This window comes from Citrobacter sp. Cu096 (assembly GCF_030332285.1).
Taxonomy (GTDB): domain Bacteria; phylum Pseudomonadota; class Gammaproteobacteria; order Enterobacterales; family Enterobacteriaceae; genus Citrobacter; species Citrobacter meridianamericanus.
Genome location: NZ_JAOWID010000023.1, coordinates 40,444 through 58,213, shown reverse-complemented (window position 1 = coordinate 58,213; position 17,770 = coordinate 40,444). Strand labels below are relative to the sequence as shown.

General features: G+C 52.4%; 17 protein-coding genes. 6 read left to right on the top strand and 11 right to left on the bottom strand.

Annotated elements, in window-relative coordinates:
- Nucleotides 1-66: 66 nt before the first annotated feature.
- Nucleotides 67-1,317, top strand: a complete 1,251-nt coding sequence (codB, locus tag OGX99_RS09200; protein ID WP_187253332.1) for a cytosine permease — start codon at nucleotides 67-69, stop codon at nucleotides 1,315-1,317.
- On the top strand, nucleotides 1,307-2,587 hold the full coding sequence (locus OGX99_RS09195) for a cytosine deaminase (protein ID WP_151217876.1): 1,281 nt from the start codon (nucleotides 1,307-1,309) through the stop codon (nucleotides 2,585-2,587). Before codB ends, OGX99_RS09195 begins: the two co-directional genes overlap by 11 nt.
- A 52-nt stretch (nucleotides 2,588-2,639) precedes the next feature.
- Here OGX99_RS09195 and nanQ read toward each other — a convergent pair whose 3' ends face one another.
- The 5 genes from nanQ to nanR form a co-directional block, all read right to left on the bottom strand.
- Nucleotides 2,640-3,107: an N-acetylneuraminate anomerase gene (gene nanQ, locus OGX99_RS09190; protein ID WP_151217877.1), complete on the bottom strand. Its 468-nt coding sequence runs from the start codon at nucleotides 3,105-3,107 to the stop codon at nucleotides 2,640-2,642.
- A gap of 2 nt (nucleotides 3,108-3,109) precedes the next feature.
- The gene (gene nanK, locus OGX99_RS09185; RefSeq protein ID WP_286543297.1) at nucleotides 3,110-3,979 is read right to left on the bottom strand and encodes an N-acetylmannosamine kinase; all 870 of its coding nucleotides are present in this window, start codon (nucleotides 3,977-3,979) and stop codon (nucleotides 3,110-3,112) included.
- A 106-nt stretch (nucleotides 3,980-4,085) separates the two neighbouring features.
- On the bottom strand, nucleotides 4,086-5,576 hold the full coding sequence (gene nanT / locus OGX99_RS09180; RefSeq protein ID WP_151217879.1) for a sialic acid transporter NanT: 1,491 nt from the start codon (nucleotides 5,574-5,576) through the stop codon (nucleotides 4,086-4,088).
- Nucleotides 5,577-5,684: 108 nt separating this feature from the next.
- A complete protein-coding gene (gene nanA, locus OGX99_RS09175; RefSeq protein ID WP_121585117.1) occupies nucleotides 5,685-6,578 on the bottom strand; it encodes an N-acetylneuraminate lyase in 894 nt (297 codons plus the stop codon).
- A 259-nt stretch (nucleotides 6,579-6,837) separates the two neighbouring features.
- Nucleotides 6,838-7,629 carry a transcriptional regulator NanR gene (nanR, locus tag OGX99_RS09170; protein ID WP_151217881.1) on the bottom strand — a complete coding sequence of 264 codons (792 nt, stop codon included), beginning with the start codon at nucleotides 7,627-7,629 and terminating at the stop codon, nucleotides 6,838-6,840.
- A 359-nt stretch (nucleotides 7,630-7,988) separates the two neighbouring features.
- Here nanR and dcuC point away from each other — a divergent pair, with 359 nt between their 5' ends.
- The gene (gene dcuC, locus OGX99_RS09165) at nucleotides 7,989-9,356 is read left to right on the top strand and encodes an anaerobic C4-dicarboxylate transporter DcuC (protein ID WP_187253334.1); all 1,368 of its coding nucleotides are present in this window, start codon (nucleotides 7,989-7,991) and stop codon (nucleotides 9,354-9,356) included.
- Between the two features lie 56 nt (nucleotides 9,357-9,412).
- Here dcuC and sspB read toward each other — a convergent pair whose 3' ends face one another.
- From sspB to zapE, 5 genes are all read right to left on the bottom strand, one after another.
- A complete protein-coding gene (gene sspB, locus OGX99_RS09160; RefSeq protein WP_252838708.1) occupies nucleotides 9,413-9,916 on the bottom strand; it encodes a ClpXP protease specificity-enhancing factor in 504 nt (167 codons plus the stop codon).
- 5 nt (nucleotides 9,917-9,921) lie between these two features.
- The gene (gene sspA / locus OGX99_RS09155) at nucleotides 9,922-10,560 is read right to left on the bottom strand and encodes a stringent starvation protein SspA (RefSeq protein ID WP_003025132.1); all 639 of its coding nucleotides are present in this window, start codon (nucleotides 10,558-10,560) and stop codon (nucleotides 9,922-9,924) included.
- Between the two features lie 315 nt (nucleotides 10,561-10,875).
- A complete protein-coding gene (gene rpsI / locus OGX99_RS09150; RefSeq protein WP_003025138.1) occupies nucleotides 10,876-11,268 on the bottom strand; it encodes a 30S ribosomal protein S9 in 393 nt (130 codons plus the stop codon).
- A gap of 15 nt (nucleotides 11,269-11,283) precedes the next feature.
- Complete coding sequence (gene rplM / locus OGX99_RS09145; RefSeq protein WP_003025141.1) at nucleotides 11,284-11,712, bottom strand: 50S ribosomal protein L13; 429 nt, start codon at nucleotides 11,710-11,712, stop codon at nucleotides 11,284-11,286.
- A 218-nt stretch (nucleotides 11,713-11,930) separates the two neighbouring features.
- Nucleotides 11,931-13,058, bottom strand: a complete 1,128-nt coding sequence (gene zapE, locus OGX99_RS09140) for a cell division protein ZapE (RefSeq protein ID WP_187253335.1) — start codon at nucleotides 13,056-13,058, stop codon at nucleotides 11,931-11,933.
- A gap of 192 nt (nucleotides 13,059-13,250) precedes the next feature.
- Here zapE and zapG point away from each other — a divergent pair, with 192 nt between their 5' ends.
- From zapG to degS, 3 genes are all read left to right on the top strand, one after another.
- Complete coding sequence (gene zapG, locus OGX99_RS09135; protein ID WP_151217884.1) at nucleotides 13,251-13,649, top strand: Z-ring associated protein ZapG; 399 nt, start codon at nucleotides 13,251-13,253, stop codon at nucleotides 13,647-13,649.
- A 168-nt stretch (nucleotides 13,650-13,817) separates the two neighbouring features.
- Nucleotides 13,818-15,185 carry a serine endoprotease DegQ gene (degQ, locus tag OGX99_RS09130; protein ID WP_187253336.1) on the top strand — a complete coding sequence of 456 codons (1,368 nt, stop codon included), beginning with the start codon at nucleotides 13,818-13,820 and terminating at the stop codon, nucleotides 15,183-15,185.
- Between the two features lie 89 nt (nucleotides 15,186-15,274).
- Nucleotides 15,275-16,342, top strand: a complete 1,068-nt coding sequence (degS, locus tag OGX99_RS09125; protein ID WP_151217885.1) for an outer membrane-stress sensor serine endopeptidase DegS — start codon at nucleotides 15,275-15,277, stop codon at nucleotides 16,340-16,342.
- A 56-nt stretch (nucleotides 16,343-16,398) separates the two neighbouring features.
- On the opposite strand, the gene mdh is transcribed toward degS, so the two are convergent.
- Nucleotides 16,399-17,334, bottom strand: coding sequence for a malate dehydrogenase (mdh, locus tag OGX99_RS09120; protein ID WP_003025158.1), 936 nt, complete (start codon nucleotides 17,332-17,334; stop codon nucleotides 16,399-16,401).
- Nucleotides 17,335-17,770 lie beyond the last annotated feature (436 nt).

The window sequence follows — 17,770 nt, the reverse complement described above, 5'->3', positions numbered from 1 at the left end:
GTTTGCTTTATTCTAAGAACTGTATATTATGCGGCGGATTTTTTGGGCAAAATTCATGGAGGCGTTGTGTCGCAGGACAACAATTATAGCCAGGGCCCCGTCCCTCTGGCGGCGCGGAAAGGCGTGGTTCCACTAACATTTGTCATGTTGGGTCTCACATTTTTTTCCGCCAGTATGTGGACCGGTGGCACACTCGGTACCGGTCTTTCTTATAATGATTTCTTCCTGGCAGTTCTCTTCGGTAATCTTCTCCTCGGTATTTACACTGCATTTCTCGGTTTTATCGGCGCAAAAACAGGGCTCTCAACCCACCTTCTGGCGCGTTACTCATTTGGTGTGAAAGGTTCATGGCTTCCCTCACTGCTGTTAGGCGGTACGCAGGTAGGCTGGTTTGGCGTGGGTGTGGCCATGTTTGCTATCCCGGTGGGCAAAGCGACGGGAATTGACGTCAATATCCTGATTGCAGTTTCCGGTCTGTTGATGACTATGACCATCTTTTTTGGCATCTCGGCGCTGACCGTTTTATCTATTATCGCCGTCCCCGCCATCGTCGTTCTTGGCAGCTACTCCGTCTGGCTGGCGGTGAGTGATGTCGGCGGTTTAGACCATTTAAAAGCGATAGTGCCGCAGACACCGCTGAATTTCTCCACCGCCCTGGCGCTGGTGGTCGGCTCGTTTGTCAGCGCAGGAACATTAACCGCCGACTTCGTTCGCTTTGGTCGCAACGCCAAAGGCGCGGTGCTGATTGCCATGGTGGCGTTTTTCCTTGGTAACTCTCTGATGTTTATCTTCGGCGCGGCGGGTGCCGCCGCTGTTGGACAGGCGGATATCTCCGACGTGATGATTGCCCAGGGACTGCTGCTGCCCGCGATTGTAGTGCTCGGCCTGAATATCTGGACTACCAACGACAATGCGCTGTACGCCTCAGGCCTGGGTTTTGCCAATATTACCGGCCTTTCCAGCCGTTCGCTGTCGGTGGCTAACGGTATTATCGGCACATTGTGCGCGCTATGGCTTTACAATAACTTTGTCGGCTGGCTGACCTTTCTGTCGGCAGCAATTCCTCCCATTGGCGGAGTGATCATCGCCGACTATCTGCTAAACCATCGCCGTTATGCAGACTTCAGCAAAGCGCAATTTATTTCCGTAAACTGGATAGCTATCCTGTCCGTTGCATTGGGCATTGCCGCAGGCCACTATATTCCCGGTATTGTGCCCGTCAACGCCGTACTTGGCGGCGTATTCAGTTATATCCTGCTGAATCCACTTTTTAATCGCAGCCTTGCTAAATCACCAGAGGTCAGCCATGCAGAATAATAACATCACCCTTTGTCAGGCACGTTTACAGGGACGCGAAGGATTGTGGCAGCTCACGATTGAAAACGGGCGCTTCAGCCGGATTGAGCCACAGGACACCGCCACGTTGCCGCAGGGAGAAGTACTTGATGCCGAAGGCGGCTTAGCCATTCCACCGTTCGTTGAGCCACATATCCATCTGGACACCACGCAAACCGCAGGCGAGCCGAGCTGGAACCAGTCTGGTACGTTATTTGAAGGCATTGAACGCTGGGCCGAACGTAAGGCAATGCTCACGCACGAAGACGTCAAAGCGCGCGCCATGCAGACCCTGAAGTGGCAGATGGCCAACGGCATCCAGCATGTCCGCACGCACGTTGACGTTTCCGATCCGACGCTGACGGCGCTGAAAGCCATGCTGGAGGTGAAGCAAGAAGTCGCACCGTGGATAGAGCTGCAAATTGTCGCCTTCCCGCAAGAGGGCATTCTTTCTTACCCCAACGGTGAGGCGCTATTAGAGGAAGCCGTGCGTTTGGGTGCCGACGTCATTGGCGCGATCCCCCACTTTGAATTTACGCGTGAATATGGCGTTGAGTCGCTGCACAAAATTTTCGCTCTGGCGCAGAAATATGACCGACTTATCGATGTGCACTGCGACGAAATTGACGATGAGCAGTCACGCTTTGTTGAAACCGTTGCGGCACTGGCCCATCGCGACAATATGGGCGACCGCGTGACCGCCAGCCATACCACGGCAATGCATTCCTATAACGGTGCCTATGCTTCCCGACTCTTTCGCCTGTTGAAAATGTCCGGCATCAACTTTGTCGCGAATCCACTGGTAAATATTCACCTGCAAGGGCGCTTTGATACGTATCCTAAACGTCGCGGTGTAACGCGCGTCAAAGAGATGCTGGAAGCGGAGATCAACGTCTGCTTCGGCCATGATGACGTCTTCGATCCGTGGTATCCGCTGGGCACCGCGAATATGCTGCAGGTACTGCATATGGGATTACACGTGTGTCAGCTGATGGGATACGGACAGATCAACGATGGTCTGAACCTGGTCACTACCCACAGTGCGAAAACCCTGCACCTGCAGGATTACGGTCTGAACGTGGGGAACTCCGGAAATCTGGTGATTTTAGCGGCAGAAAATGGGTTTGACGCGGTTCGTCGCCAGACGCCTGCACGTTATTCCATTCGTCACGGGCGAGTCATTGCTGAAACGGTGCCAAGCCAAACCACGCTGCATCTGACACAGCCGGAAGCGGTAACGTTTAAGCGCTAGGTTGTTCTATCCAGTGTCGGATGGCGCAAGCCTTGCCATCCGACACGGTCTGTCAGGCTTGTAATAAGCTGGCGTGTACCTTAATCACTACCTTTTTGATTTCCCCCGGCTCCCCCACCATACAGCCTGGTTTATGCGGTTCGCCCGGCATAAAAATCGCAAATCTTCCCGGCTTCAGTACGAGCGCCTGCTCATCGGCAATCTCGCTGCACAGCTGATAGTCATCCTCAACATGCATCTCATCGCACTGGCGAGCAGAATCGGTCATCCCGAACAGAATGCGTTCTTCACCGGACAATAGCACCTGAATATCAATGTACTGCTGATGCAGTTCCGCTTTCTTTTGTTCTGGGCTCTGCGTCGCAAACTGCATGACATTCATAAAAATAGTATCGCCCTGCAAGGCGTAGCGCCCTGGGGTCTTCTCCTGAGGATTCGCCGCAATGGCAAGCGTTAATGCCTGCTGCAAGACCGGATGTAATCCGGCAGAAGGCAGTGAACGCAACTCATCTGACATCATAATCAATCTCCCTGGGCCAACAGCGCGGCCCCCAGTAAACCAGCGTCATGACGGTAATGCGCTGCCAGTAATTCCACGTGATAGACCAAAGGCTCTTGTGCCAGATAATGTTCAACCAGCGCCAGATATCCTTCAGCCAGCCCAACGCTGCCACCAACCACCACAATCTGGCAATCGGTCGTAGCCTTCACATCGGCGACAAGCCTTGCCAAAGTACGCGCTGAACGATGGATCAAGTGTCTTGCCTGCTCATCTCCTTGCCCGGCGCGGCTAAAAATGGTTTTGGCATCGCATCCAGCAAGCGTACCTTCGGCTGCAGCCGCGATCCCTCGACCGGAAGCGATCGCCTCGACACAGCCCACGCGCCCGCAGCCGCATACTGGCCCATGCGGGTCAGCCAGCGTATGTCCGAGATGTCCTGCCAAACCGTTGATTCCGGTCAGCAGTTTTCCCTCGCTCACCACCCCGCCGCCCACGCCGGTGGAGACGGTAATAAACACCATATCGCCGTACTCGCCTCCAAGCGCATGATGTTCAGCCCAGGCCGCCGCTTGCGCATCATTAACCGCCATGGTCGGCAAACCGGTCAGCTCTTTTAAGGTTTGTACCAGCGGGAAGTGCATAAGCCCGCCAAGATTGAGCGGGTTTATCGCCAGTAGTGTGCCCTCGCGGATAATACCGGTGGAGGCAATCGCGACGTGGACAGCCTGCCCCTGTAGCGGCGCAACGAGTGCTTGCAGTGCAGCGCGCAGCGCCTCCGGCGTTTTGCTGGCGGGCGTCGGCAATTCACGCCGCTCGCGAATTTGCAGATTACTGTCTACCAGCGCGGCTGCCAGTTTGGTACCGCCGATATCAATCGCCAACGTAGTCATGACACCGCCTTCTGCATCACGGTGATACGCTTTTTATCCCGTTGCTCAAATAACGACATACTTCTTCCTTTACGTTAATTGCCCGGTTCAACACCGGGCAATCGGATTAACTTTTGGATTTCATCATGGTGCTTTTGTCACCGCCGAACGGCACAGCCCCGCTAAACGGTCGACCATCAATGGCATCATGCGTACGTATCGCTTCAGGACGTAGCCAGCGCTGTACGCGGGACGGCATATCGAGACCAATCAGCAGGATAACCACAAATGTCAGGCCGAAAGAGAGCGATCCCAGCGCAGTGCCCAGATCCAGACGCTGCGCAATCAGCGCCCCGATGATCGGCGCCAAAGCCCCGCCCAGCGCACCCACGTTGTAGGTGAAGCCCAGACCAGCCGCACGCTGGTCGGTATCGAAATAGCCGCCAATCAGTTTTGGTAAGATCCCGGAGATCCCTTGACCAAGCATTTGCTGGAAAAACAGCAGCAAACCCAGCACCCAGACGTTTGAGCCGCCAATCGCAAATACCGGAATAATCAGCAACTGTGAAGCCAGCAGACTGCAAACGTAGGCCTTGCGCGTGCCCAGCCAGTCACCAAGAAAACCACCGACGCAACAACCGACCGCCGCGCCAAATCCGCTAAAGAACAGGACATTGGCAACCGTGTGCGGATCATAAGCCAGTTCGGTTTTCAGATAGGTTGGCAACAACGCCTGAATAGGCCATGAATAGAGGAAGGCGAACAGCACGACCACCATTAGCATGACGCCTGTCGGCCAGCGCTTCCCGCTGCTTTGCACCATAAAGCTAATGAAAATAAAAGCACATATCAGGCCAAGGACCGCTACGATAGCTGCATTTTGCAGGTTGCCTGCAAAGCAAAACCACAGCGCGGTCGCGGCGGTGAGGGTCATCAGAATATTGATAACCCGATGTTCGCCCCGGTAGAGTATGTCCACCATCGTGCGCACCGGCGCTTTGCCTTCGTGTTTCTCTTTCCAGTCTTCCGCTTCCGGGATATTTTTACGCAGCCAGAGGGCGAAGATAATTGGCAGAATGCCGATGAAGAACAGCGCGCGCCATCCCCAGACCGGAACCACCAGGCTGTAGACCTGCGCGGCGATCACCGCGCCAACGGAGAAACCGGAAATCAGGAAGCCACTGGCTTTATTTCGCAGATGCTTAGGCCAGCTTTCAATAACATAAGTCGCGCTGGAACCGTACTCGCCGGCCATTCCCATACCGATAACCAGGCGGGCGATAAACATAGTGGTGTAGCCCGGTGCGAAGCCACAGGCCAGCGTCCCCACTGAGAACAGAATGATGCTGGTGACCATCGCCAGGCGACGTCCGTAACGGTCACCCATCGCCCCCAGCATTAATCCGCCAAACCAGCGGGAGATAAAGGCGGCGGAGATCAGACTGGCCGCCTGCACCGTCGTCAGTCCGAATTCGCCTTGTACTTCTGTCAGTACAAGGGCGATTAATACAAAATCAAAACCATCAAGCAAATATCCCAGCCAGGCGGCGGAAAATGCCCGCCATTGTGCCCGATTGAGATGGCGATACCACGGGATGCTCTGGGTAGAAGTACTCATTTTACTCTCCCGACGATCTTTGTTGTTGAGCCGGATGGCGGCTTTGCCTTATCCGGCCACGGTCGAAATATCCAGGCCGGGCAAGCGAAGCGCCCCGGCGACCCGCGATTACGCCTTTTCCGCCAACAGTTGGTTTGCCAGCGCTTTCAGTTCCGGCAAATATTGTTCATCTACCGGGGCAAATGGTTTACGGCACAGCGGAACAGAAACCACGTCCATATAGTGCAGTACCGTTTTCAGGCCGCGGAACACGCCAACTTTAATGAGCAGATCGATAACCTTATTGCACTCGGTTTGCAGCTTTTGTGCCGTCCGGATGTCGCCTTCTTTGAGCGCTTTCACAATTCCCTGGTAACGCCATCCCATGATGTTGTAGGTACTACCGATACCTCCATCTGCACCCGCCAACAGACCAGAAGCGAAGATCTCATCATAGCCGTTGTAAAGCACCAGATCGGGGTGAGCGCGGCGGATCTGTTCCATCTGATAGAGATCGCCTGAGGTTTGCTTCAGCGCACCAACGCCCGGCAACGTCACCAGCGTGTTGATCTGATCCAGCGTCAGTTTTACGCCGCTCAGTGCCGGGATGTTATAGACCACCATCGGTAAGCCATCGGCGGAATCAATAATTGCGCGGTAGTGATCGCAGTGCTCTTCAAAGCTGAACGGATAGTAAAATGGCGTGACAGCCGAAACCGCATCAAACCCGTAGCGATGCGCAGCGCTCGCCAGCTGCTGGCTCTCTTCGGTACTCACTGTGCCGACGTGGGCGATCAGCGTCACCTTGCCTTTTGCTTCTTCGGCAACAATTTCCAGTACCTGCTCTCTTTCAGCGCGGTTTTGGACAAAGGCCTCACCCGTTGAGCCACCGACATACAGCCCATCTATTCCCTGCCCAATATTGAAACGCACCAGACGGCGCAAGCTCTCGATGTCCAGTTTCTGTTGGTTATCGAATGGAGTTAACAACGCTGGCATTACGCCTTTTAAATTTCTTGCCATAACGACCTCTGAGGATGATTAGTGTTATCTGACTACATACCTTTATACCTGTTATACCAGATCAAATAAGCAGCAATACAATACAGAACGCTTATATTGCGATCTACCTCACTAAACACTTCATCCTTCGAGCCGCCTCTGCGTTGGCTGCGTTCGATCACCCCTGTCACATAGTTATCTATGCTCCAGGGTGCTCGCTCTCTTGCCGCATTGATGCAACTTGAATGATTTTGTGTTTAAACGATCGTCGGGATCGCGATCACTTACGCAATTTTTTGTTTTTACTGAGGGCGTGCCAGGTGGCAGAAACGCTGTTGAGATGTTCTTGTAATGCGCGGTCGGCTTCATCAGGATCATGCTGACGAATAGCCTCAACAATAGAAATATGTTGTTGATAACTCACACTATTATGCTCGTACAATTCCCGATCAGGGACGGTCGGACGTGCAGCAATCAGCCAATCCAGCAGCGCGACGTGGATCGCCATAAAGATGGGATTGCCCGGGATCTCCGCCAGTACGCGGTGAAAATCAACGTCCGAGCGAATGAACAACGCATTGTCATCGAGCGACTGACTGTTGATCTCCAGCGCCTTCGCCAGTTTGTCGATTTGCTCGTCCGTCGCATGTTCGGCGGCATATCGTACCAGGCTGGATTCAAAGAACAATCGCAGCTGTTCGAAGTGGGCAATGCCGCCGGGATGCGCGAGGAAATCTTTCGCCATACCAGAGAGCTCGCTGATAATAGTATCAGCAGAAGGACGCGAAACGCGGGCGCGCTCACCGTTGTTGATTTGTACCAGACCTTTGCGCTTTAACGCCGCCAGCGCTTCTCGTACAGAAGGACGGCCCACGTTAAAGAAGGTCATCAGCTCTCGCTCAGACGGCAACTGTTCGCCCTCGCCAAATTCCCGACGACGAATCATCTGCTCCAGTTCTTCTTCAACCATTTCAGACAGTTTTTTACGCGCCAGCGGGCGATTGCGTAAGCTACGGCCAATGGCGGATGGAGAGTCTTCAGCTTGCGAATCAAATGCGTTCATAGGGCCCATTCAGCTAAGTCGTGGTAACAAACAACAGCGGGTTTATCCTATCACAGGATCGAAAGCAGGGTGAAATGATGGTCATTCGGGCTGAACAGCTTATTGGTCATATCTGCAATAAATATATTTTATTCAGTTTAATCATTCTGCATATATTTAATTTAACGGCACTCTATTCACTTTTTGAAATTTATGAATATGAACATGACAAATTATCATAACCATCTATTTTATAACGATAAATAATTTAAAGATCGAATTAAAAACAAGATATCCACTCCATAAAAAACGCTCAAAAAAATATAACATCCGTTTACATAACAGCGTTATTACCGGATTTATCTTCTTCTCTGGCATGGAGTGAAACAATGTTCGGCATCATTATTTCTGTTATCGTTTTATTAACGATGGGTTACCTGATCCTCAAAAACTACAAACCGCAGGTCGTACTGGCGGCCGCGGGGATATTCCTGATGATCTGCGGTGTCTGGCTGGGCTACGGCGCGCTGGTCGCTGACGACAAGAGCAGCGGCTATCTGCTGATCGATATTTACAACGAAATTCTGCGTATGCTCTCCAATCGGGCGGCCGGACTGGGGTTATCCATCATGGCAGTGGGCGGTTATGCCCGTTATATGGACAGGATGGGAGCCAGCAGAGCGATGGTTAGCCTGTTAAGCCGTCCGCTTAAGCTAATCCGCTCACCCTATGTGGTTCTTGCCGCCACTTATGTGATTGGTCAGATCATGGCGCAGTTCATTACCAGTGCATCCGGGTTAGGTATGCTGCTGATGGTGACGCTGTTCCCAACGCTGGTCAGCCTTGGCGTGAGCCGTTTGTCTGCGGTGGCCGTCATTGCTACCTCAATGTCCATTGAATGGGGCATTCTGGAAACCAACTCGATTTTTGCCGCGCAGGTCGCAGGTATGAAAATCGCCACCTACTTCTTTCATTATCAGTTACCCGTCGCATCGTGCGTCATCATCGCCGTCGCCATTGCGCATTTTTTCGTTCAGCGGCAATTTGATAAAAAAACAGTACCGGACTACAACGGATTCACTGAACAAAAAGCACTGGAAAACGTACCTCCACTCTATTACGCCATTTTACCCGTCATGCCGCTGATCCTGATGCTGGGCTCGCTTGCCCTGGCACAGATGGGGCTAATGAAAGCAGAGCTGAATCTGGTGGTGGTAATGCTGATGAGCATGACGCTCACGATGTTTGTTCAATTCCTGCATAAACATGATCTGCGCGAAACGATGGATGATGTGCAGGCTTTTTTTGACGGTATGGGGACGCAGTTCGCCAACGTTGTCACGCTGGTGGTTGCCGGGGAGATCTTTGCGAAAGGGTTAACGACAATCGGCACTGTCGACGCCGTGATAAAAGGTGCAGAGCATTCCGGCCTTGGCGGCATCGGCGTGATGATCATCATGGCCGTGGTCATCGCCGCCTGCGCGATCGTCATGGGATCAGGCAACGCGCCATTCATGTCTTTTGCCAGCCTGATTCCGGATATTGCCGCCGGGCTGCATATTCCTGCGGTAGTGATGATTATGCCGATGCATTTTGCTACTACGCTCGCCAGAGCGGTGTCACCCATTACCGCGGTCATTGTGGTGACGTCGGGTATTGCCGGCGTGTCGCCCTTTGAGGTGGTAAAACGTACAGCCATCCCAATGGCGGTGGGATTTGTGGTGAATATGATAGTCACCATCGCGCTGTTTTACTGATCCCGAAACCAGAAAACAGAACAGGCCCCAAAGGGCCTGTTTTTTTATTTCACTATTTATTTCACTACGCGCAGCGCTGGACGCCCACCGCGAGGTAGCGGCGGTGTGTCATCTGGTTCGTTGTCGTCGCCATTGTCAGGCTTATCGCCATCAATGACCGACATGACCGTTTCACTCTCAAAACCAGACGCGTCGTTGTCGTCATCATTTAAGCTGGCGACATCTTCGTCGTAGGCGGCTTCCGGCTCGAACATCGTACCGGCGCCATTTTCACGAGCATAAATTGCCAGGACGGCAGCCAGCGGCACTGAAACCTGACGCGGCACACCACCAAAGCGCGCGTTAAAGCGCACTTCGTCGTTAGCCAACTCCAGATTGCCCACCGCACGCGGTGCAATGTTCAGAACAATTTGCCCGTCACGTGCATATTCCATCGGAACCTGCACGTCCTGGAGCGTCACATCCACCACCAGATGCGGCGTGAGCTGGTTGTCTAACAACCACTCATAGAATGCGCGCAGCAGATACGGACGGCGTGGTGTTAGCTGTGGCAAATCCATACAGGTTAACCCCGGCCCAGACGCATTTCACGTTCAGGCTCAGTCAGAGAAGCCAGGAAAGAGTCACGTTCAAAGACGCGAGTCATGTACCCTTTCAGTTCTTTCGAACCTGCACCGTTGAATTCAATACCCAGCTGCGGTAAACGCCACAGCAGCGGCGCCAGATAGCAATCTACCAGGCTGAACTCATCGCTCAGGAAGTAAGGTTTCTGGCCAAATACCGGCGCAATTGCCAGCAGTTCTTCGCGCAGACGCTTACGCGCGACTTCGGCTTCAGAAGCAGACCCGTTCACGATGACGTTCATCAGCGTGTACCAGTCTTTTTCAATACGCTGCATGTACAGGCGGCTTTCACCACGCGCAACCGGGTAAACCGGCATCAGCGGTGGATGCGGGAAACGCTCATCCAGATATTCCATAATGATGCGAGATTCCCACAGGGTCAGCTCACGATCCACCAGTGTCGGTACGCTCTGATTCGGGTTGAGGTCGATCAGATCCTGAGGTGGATTGTCCTTCTCCACGTGCTCAATCTCGAAACTAACACCTTTTTCAGCCAGCACAATGCGGACCTGATGGCTATAGATGTCAGTAGGACCAGAAAACAGCGTCATTACCGAACGTTTGTTGGCAGCGACAGCCATGAAAACCTCCAGGTATATTCAGAATTTTTACTGCTACCAGCCACTCAGTGGCCAGCCAGAAGTGATGTCACCCAGGCTCGGAAAGTCATTGCTGTTCAAAATACAAACAAAAAATGAGCGATACCGGACATTTGGGCAGAAAATTGGATGATAGTTTACCAGATTTTGTGACCGTTGTGGTGAGTCGATTCTTGAAATGGGGAAAAAGAGGTGGCAATTAGCGGATTGCCGTGGTTCTACGGCAAGAAATAACGATAAAAAAACCCGCCGAAGCGGGTTTTTTCGCAAATTGTCGTCTGCCGAAGCAGAATACAATTAACGTTTGGAGAACTGAGGACGACGACGTGCTTTACGCAGACCGACTTTCTTACGTTCAACCTGACGAGCATCACGGGTAACGAAGCCAGCTTTACGCAGTTCGCCACGCAGGGACTCGTCGTACTCCATCAGAGCGCGGGTGATACCGTGACGGATCGCACCAGCCTGACCAGAGATACCACCACCTTTAACAGTGATGTACAGATCCAGTTTCTCAACCATGTCGACCAGTTCCAGCGGCTGACGAACTACCATGCGGGCAGTTTCACGACCGAAGTACTGTTCCAGAGAACGTTGGTTGATTACGATTTTACCACTGCCCGGTTTGATGAAAACGCGAGCTGCGGAACTTTTGCGGCGACCAGTGCCGTAGTATTGATTTTCAGCCATTGCCTATAATCCCGATTAGATGTCAAGAACTTGCGGTTGCTGTGCCGCGTGGTTGTGCTCGTTGCCAGCGTAAACTTTCAGTTTACGGAACATAGCACGACCCAGCGGGCCTTTTGGCAGCATGCCTTTAACCGCGATTTCAAGCACACGCTCAGGACGGCGAGCAATCATCTCTTCAAAGGTCGCTTGTTTGATACCACCGATGTGGCCGGTGTGGTGATAGTACACTTTGTCAGTACGCTTGTTGCCGGTTACAGCAACTTTGTCAGCGTTCAGAACGATGATGTAATCACCGGTATCTACGTGCGGAGTGTATTCCGCTTTGTGCTTACCGCGCAGGCGCAGAGCCAGTTCGGAAGCCAGACGGCCCAGAGTTTTACCGGTCGCGTCAACAACATACCAGTCGCGTTTTACGGTTTCTGGTTTAGCTGTAAAAGTTTTCATTAAAAGCTTACCCAAATAAATAAGTTACACGTTGGTGAACACCCAAACGTTTTGTCAGTTGAGGTTCACACGACATTGTCCAGCAAACCTACCCCTTCGAATAGCCTATGCCGGCGCATAGAAAGTTTTGGGAAAAAAACTCTCTCGTAACGTGGGGTCGCAAGATTATAGAGAAGTCAGGGTCAAAGATCGACCCCTTTATGTGATTTGCGGCAGGTTTAACCGGCTAAATGTTCCCGCTTCAGATACTCTTCGCTTTGCATCTCCTGCAAGCGCGACAAACAGCGCTGAAATTCAAACTTCAGACGCTCGCCCTGATAAATTTCATAGAGTGGCGACGCCGCGCTGACCACCAGCTTGACGTGACGCTCATAGAACTCATCCACCAGCGCGATAAAACGCCGCGCCTCACTCTCCATCAGCGTCGTCATGACCGGTACATCAAACAACAGCACCGTATGAAACAGACGCGACAGCGCAATGTAGTCATGTTGGCTACGCGCATCGACACAGAGCGTAGTGAACGACACCGCCAGCGTTTGGTTTTCGACGGCCAGCGTCTGCATAGGGCGATGATTGATTTCCAGCGTCGGCGCATGCTCGCCTTTCGTTCCCGCCAATGCCAGCCAGAGCTTATCCATCTGCTGGCGGGTTTCCTCATTCAGTGGTGACAACCACAAATGCGCCTGGGTTAAGGTGCGCAGACGATAATCGACGCCAGCATCAACATTCATAATGTCACAATGCTGTTTGATAGCATCAATAGCAGGAAGAAAACGCGTGCGTTGCAAACCGTTGCGATACAGTTCATCTGGCGGAATATTGGAGGTCGCGACCAGCGTAATACCGCGGGCAAATAGTGCCTTCATCAGGCCGCCGAGCAGCATGGCATCGGTGATGTCAGAAACAAAAAATTCGTCAAAGCACAGCACGTCCGTTTCGGCCTTAAAACGGTCGGCAATGATTTCCAGCGGATCGCTCTGCCCCTGCAGGGCGGTAAGCTCCTCATGGACGCGCAACATAAAACGGTGAAAGTGCAAACGCTGTTTACGCCCGCCCGGCAGGCTATGGTAGAACAGATCCATCAGCCAGGTTTTTCCGCGCCCGACGCCGCCCCACATATACAGCCCACGCACCGGCGGGTTAGTCGGCGACTCGCGCTTACCCAGCAATTTGCCAAAACGCGCCATCAGTCCACTCTCCTGTGGCACAGGACGTGCCGGCGTCGAAAGTGCCTGGAAAATGATTTCCAATCGATTCACGGCTTCTTGTTGTACGTTGTCGGGCTGATGACTGCCATCTTTGAGGGCTTGCTGGTAACGCGATGTCGGAGAAAGGCTTTGCATGATGTTATTGTTATTCCTTGAGAATCGATGTGCCGTCGCTCACGGTTGACGAAAAAAAGGCCGTTCTACATTACGTGATATAAACACGGGATTCCACTTCTACGGAATTAGCGGTTATAGTGGCATAATCAGGCGCAGGCATGGAGCCTAAAGCCAACACCCTACGGAAACACAAGACAACGGGAGATGTTCATGACCTGGGAATATGCGCTAATTGGGTTAGTCGTCGGTATCATTATTGGTGCTGTAGCCATGCGTTTTGGTAATCGTAAATTACGCCAACAGCAGGCATTGCAGTACGAACTGGAAAAAAATAAAGCTGAGCTGGAAGAGTACCGCGAAGAGCTGGTGAGCCACTTTGCCCGCAGCGCTGAATTGCTGGATAACATGGCGGACGATTATCGTCAGATCTACCAGCATATGGCGAAAAGCTCCAGCAACCTGCTGCCGGGTATGTCACCGGAAAACAACCCGTTCCGTAATCGTCTGGCAGAGTCCGAAGCTGGCAACGATCAGGCGCCGGTTCAAATGCCGCGTGACTATTCTGAAGGGGCTTCTGGCCTGCTGCGTAGCGGCGTAAAGCGCGACTAACCGCACATCGTTAAGAAATTTATTGGGCGCAGCAATTGCGCCCTCCGCTTCTCTTCCCGTCCCAGCTATTATTTAGTCGTTAGCCTCATTGTGACCAAACCGAAAATTCAATAACATCAAACTGTTTTGAATCATCTTCCGTTTACTCAAGGTACGAGAGCAGGATCCATGAAAAAACAAACCCAGCTGTTGAGTGCATTAGCGTTAAGTGTCGGGTTAACTCTCTCGGCGCCATTCCCGGCCGTTGCGTCGATTCCCGGCCAGGTTCCCGGTCAGGCTGCGCTCCCCAGTCTCGCCCCGATGCTGGAAAAAGTGTTACCTGCCGTGGTGAGCGTAAGGGTCGAAGGCACCGCCACTCAGGGGCAGAAAGTCCCGGAAGAGTTCAAAAAGTTTTTTGGTGATGAACTTCCCGACCAACCTTCCCAACCTTTTGAAGGGCTGGGTTCCGGGGTTATTATTGATGCCGCCAAAGGCTACGTCCTGACCAATAACCACGTTATTAATCAGGCGCAAAAAATCAGCGTTCAGCTTAATGATGGTCGTGAGTTCGACGCAAAGCTTATTGGCAGCGACGATCAGAGCGATATCGCTCTGCTACAAATTCAGCATCCCAGCAACCTGACGCAAATAGCCATTGCCGATTCCGACAAACTCCGCGTGGGTGATTTCGCGGTAGCCGTGGGTAACCCGTTTGGTTTGGGGCAAACTGCCACCTCAGGCATTGTATCGGCTTTGGGTCGTAGCGGGTTGAACCTCGAAGGTCTGGAAAACTTTATTCAGACGGACGCTTCCATCAACCGGGGTAACTCCGGCGGTGCATTGCTTAACCTCAACGGTGAGCTGATTGGCATTAACACCGCGATTCTGGCTCCCGGTGGCGGTAGCATCGGTATTGGCTTTGCAATTCCGAGCAACATGGCGCGTACGCTGGCGCAGCAGTTGATGCAGTTTGGTGAAATCAAACGTGGCCTGCTGGGGATTAAAGGCACCGAAATGACCGCCGATATCGCCAAAGCGTTCAAACTGGACGTGCAGCGCGGCGCGTTTGTCAGCGAGGTTCTGCCTAACTCCGGTTCCGCAAAAGCGGGAGTGAAGTCTGGCGACGTCATTACCAGCCTCAACGGCAAACCGCTCAACAGCTTCGCCGAACTGCGTTCACGCATTGCGACAACCGAACCTGGCACCAAGGTCAAACTGGGTCTGCTGCGTAATGGTAAACCGCTGGAGGTTGAGGTCACCCTGGACACCAGTACATCATCGTCCGCCAGCGCGGAGATGATTGCGCCTGCGTTGCAAGGTGCTACGCTCAGCGACGGACAGTTAAAAGACGGCACCAAAGGCATTAAAATTGATAACGTCGAAAAAAGCAGCCCAGCCGCGCAGGCCGGCCTGCATAAAGATGACGTTATCATTGGCGTTAACCGCGATCGCGTAAACTCAATCGCTGAAATGCGCAAAGTGCTGGAAGCGAAACCGTCGATTATTGCTCTGCAGGTGGTTCGCGGTAACGAAAGTATTTACCTGCTCCTGCGTTAACGCCTGTAACCGGACATCAGCCCCCCGTGTGATGTCCGGTAAACTCGTGATATGCTGCTGCCGTTCCCTTTATTAATGACGCCGCCATCATGTTTGTGAAGCTTTTACGTTCGGTCGCGATTGGTTTAATCGTCGGCGCTATTCTGCTGGCCGCGATGCCCTCGTTGCGCAAAATTAATACGCTTACCGCACCGCAGTTCGACAGTGCAGATGAAACACCCGCCAGTTATAACCCGGCTGTTCGCCGCGCAGCGCCTGCCGTCGTTAACGTTTATAACCGCAGTATGAACAGCACAGCGCATAACCAGCTTGAGATCCGCACGCTCGGCTCAGGCGTTATCATGGATCAGCGCGGCTATATCATTACCAACAAGCACGTCATTAATGATGCTGACCAAATCATCGTCGCATTGCAGGATGGCCGTGTATTTGAAGCGCTACTTGTGGGTTCTGATACGTTAACCGACCTTGCGGTGCTGAAAATCAACGCGACTGGCGGACTGCCGACAATTCCGATTAATAACAAACGCGTACCGCACATCGGCGATGTGGTTCTCGCCATTGGTAACCCTTACAACCTCGGGCAAACCATCACTCAGGGGATTATCAGCGCCACCGGTCGTATTGGCCTGAACCCGACGGGGCGGCAAAACTTCCTGCAAACCGATGCCTCCATCAACCACGGCAACTCCGGTGGTGCGCTGGTTAACTCGTTGGGTGAGTTGATGGGTATTAACACCCTGTCATTTGATAAAAGCAACGATGGCGAAACCCCGGAAGGGATCGGTTTTGCTATTCCTTTTCAACTGGCAACCAAAATCATGGATAAGCTGATTCGTGACGGACGCGTGATTCGCGGCTACATCGGCATCAGCGGTCGCGAAATAGCGCCACTGCACGCCCAGGGCGGCGGCATGGATCAAATTCAGGGAATTGTGGTTAACGAAGTGTCCCCGGATGGTCCGGCAGCGCGGGCTGGCATACAGGTTAACGATCTGATTATTTCGGTCAATAATAAGCCAGCGGTGTCAGCGCTGGAAACAATGGATCAGGTGGCAGAGATTCGCCCAGGCTCGGTTATCTCCGTGGTCGTGATGCGCGATGATAAGCAGTTGACGCTGCAGGTCACGATTCAGGAATATCCGGCAACCAACTAACGCGGATATAAAAAAACCGGAGCCAGTGCTCCGGTTTTTTACTTTCTGGTAGTTCGTTATTTAACGAACTCTTCGCCCAGAGTGATATCTTTCTTCAGCGTATCCAGCATACCTTCCAGCGCAGCTTGCTCAAACGCGCTCAGCTTGCCGATAGACTGACGTTCTTCTACGCCGTTTTTGCCCAGCAGCAGCGGCTGAGAGAAGAAGCGAGCATACTGGCCGTCGCCTTCAACGTAAGCACATTCAACCACACCTTTTTCGCCGCTCAGTGCGCGAACCAGTGACAGGCCAAAACGTGCTGCAGCCTGACCCATAGACAGGGTTGCAGATCCGCCACCAGCTTTAGCTTCCACAACTTCAGTACCCGCATTCTGGATACGTTTGGTCAGGTCAGCCGCTTCTTGCTCGGTGAAGCTTACGCCAGGAATTTGTGACAGCAGCGGCAGAATGGTCACGCCAGAGTGGCCGCCAATAACCGGGACTTCAACGTCGCCTGGCTGCTTGCCTTTCAGTTCCGCCACAAAGGTGTTGGAGCGGATAATGTCCAGCGTGGTCACGCCAAACAGTTTGTTCTTATCGTATACGCCTGCTTTTTTCAGTACTTCTGCAGCGATAGCAACCGTCGTGTTAACCGGGTTGGTGATGATACCGATACACGCTTTCGGACAGGTTTTAGCAACCTGCTGCACCAGGTTCTTCACAATACCGGCGTTAACGTTGAACAGGTCGGAACGATCCATACCCGGTTTACGTGCGACGCCAGCGGAGATCAGCACCACATCAGCACCTTCCAGTGCAGGGGTAGCGTCTTCGCCGCTAAAGCCTTTGATTTTCACAGCAGTAGGGATATGGCTCAAATCAACGGCCACACCAGGCGTTACTGGAGCGATGTCGTACAGGGAGAGTTCTGAACCTGAAGGCAGTTGGGTTTTTAACAGTAATGCTAGCGCCTGACCGATACCACCAGCAGCGCCGAGGACTGCAACTTTCATCCTAAACTCCTTATTATATTGATAAGCAAAGTGTCTATTGCTCCGCGGCGGCGACCTTAATTCACAAATCCAACGAATACAACAACCACGCGTCAAGAATGCGTAGTCACGCAAATTTGGCTTTTATGCATTTAACTTACGTAAAATAAAACCTAAGTTACGTAATTCAAAACCACCCGCACAGTAGAGCAACTTTCCAACAGGTGCTGACAATATACCCTACCCACCTCTCAAAACAACATCAATTTGATAACATTTAATTTACTTTTAACCTTATTTGCGAGCCGTGACACAGGCATGTTTCTTGATAACGAAATTTGATAAAATTCCGCTCTTTCATAACATTATTTCAGCCTTGAACAAGGCAGACCGTTTGCATAAAAATTCATCTGTATGCACAATAATGTTGTTTCTACTGCCATATTACGGGTGACTT

Bases quoted from the DNA above. Each gene is read 5' to 3' on its own strand.
- OGX99_RS09195 (WP_151217876.1), top strand. From the start codon at position 1,307: ATGCAGAATAATAACATCACCCTTTGTCAGGCACGTTTACAGGGACGC.
- nanQ (WP_151217877.1), bottom strand. From the start codon at position 3,107: ATGATGTCAGATGAGTTGCGTTCACTGCCTTCTGCCGGATTACATCCG.
- nanK (WP_286543297.1), bottom strand. From the start codon at position 3,979: ATGACTACGTTGGCGATTGATATCGGCGGTACCAAACTGGCAGCCGCG.
- nanT (WP_151217879.1), bottom strand. From the start codon at position 5,576: ATGAGTACTTCTACCCAGAGCATCCCGTGGTATCGCCATCTCAATCGG.
- nanA (WP_121585117.1), bottom strand. From the start codon at position 6,578: ATGGCAAGAAATTTAAAAGGCGTAATGCCAGCGTTGTTAACTCCATTC.
- nanR (WP_151217881.1), bottom strand. From the start codon at position 7,629: ATGGGCCCTATGAACGCATTTGATTCGCAAGCTGAAGACTCTCCATCC.
- dcuC (WP_187253334.1), top strand. From the start codon at position 7,989: ATGTTCGGCATCATTATTTCTGTTATCGTTTTATTAACGATGGGTTAC.
- sspB (WP_252838708.1), bottom strand. From the start codon at position 9,916: ATGGATTTGCCACAGCTAACACCACGCCGTCCGTATCTGCTGCGCGCA.
- sspA (WP_003025132.1), bottom strand. From the start codon at position 10,560: ATGGCTGTCGCTGCCAACAAACGTTCGGTAATGACGCTGTTTTCTGGT.
- rpsI (WP_003025138.1), bottom strand. From the start codon at position 11,268: ATGGCTGAAAATCAATACTACGGCACTGGTCGCCGCAAAAGTTCCGCA.
- rplM (WP_003025141.1), bottom strand. From the start codon at position 11,712: ATGAAAACTTTTACAGCTAAACCAGAAACCGTAAAACGCGACTGGTAT.
- zapE (WP_187253335.1), bottom strand. From the start codon at position 13,058: ATGCAAAGCCTTTCTCCGACATCGCGTTACCAGCAAGCCCTCAAAGAT.
- zapG (WP_151217884.1), top strand. From the start codon at position 13,251: ATGACCTGGGAATATGCGCTAATTGGGTTAGTCGTCGGTATCATTATT.
- degQ (WP_187253336.1), top strand. From the start codon at position 13,818: ATGAAAAAACAAACCCAGCTGTTGAGTGCATTAGCGTTAAGTGTCGGG.
- degS (WP_151217885.1), top strand. From the start codon at position 15,275: ATGTTTGTGAAGCTTTTACGTTCGGTCGCGATTGGTTTAATCGTCGGC.
- mdh (WP_003025158.1), bottom strand. From the start codon at position 17,334: ATGAAAGTTGCAGTCCTCGGCGCTGCTGGTGGTATCGGTCAGGCGCTA.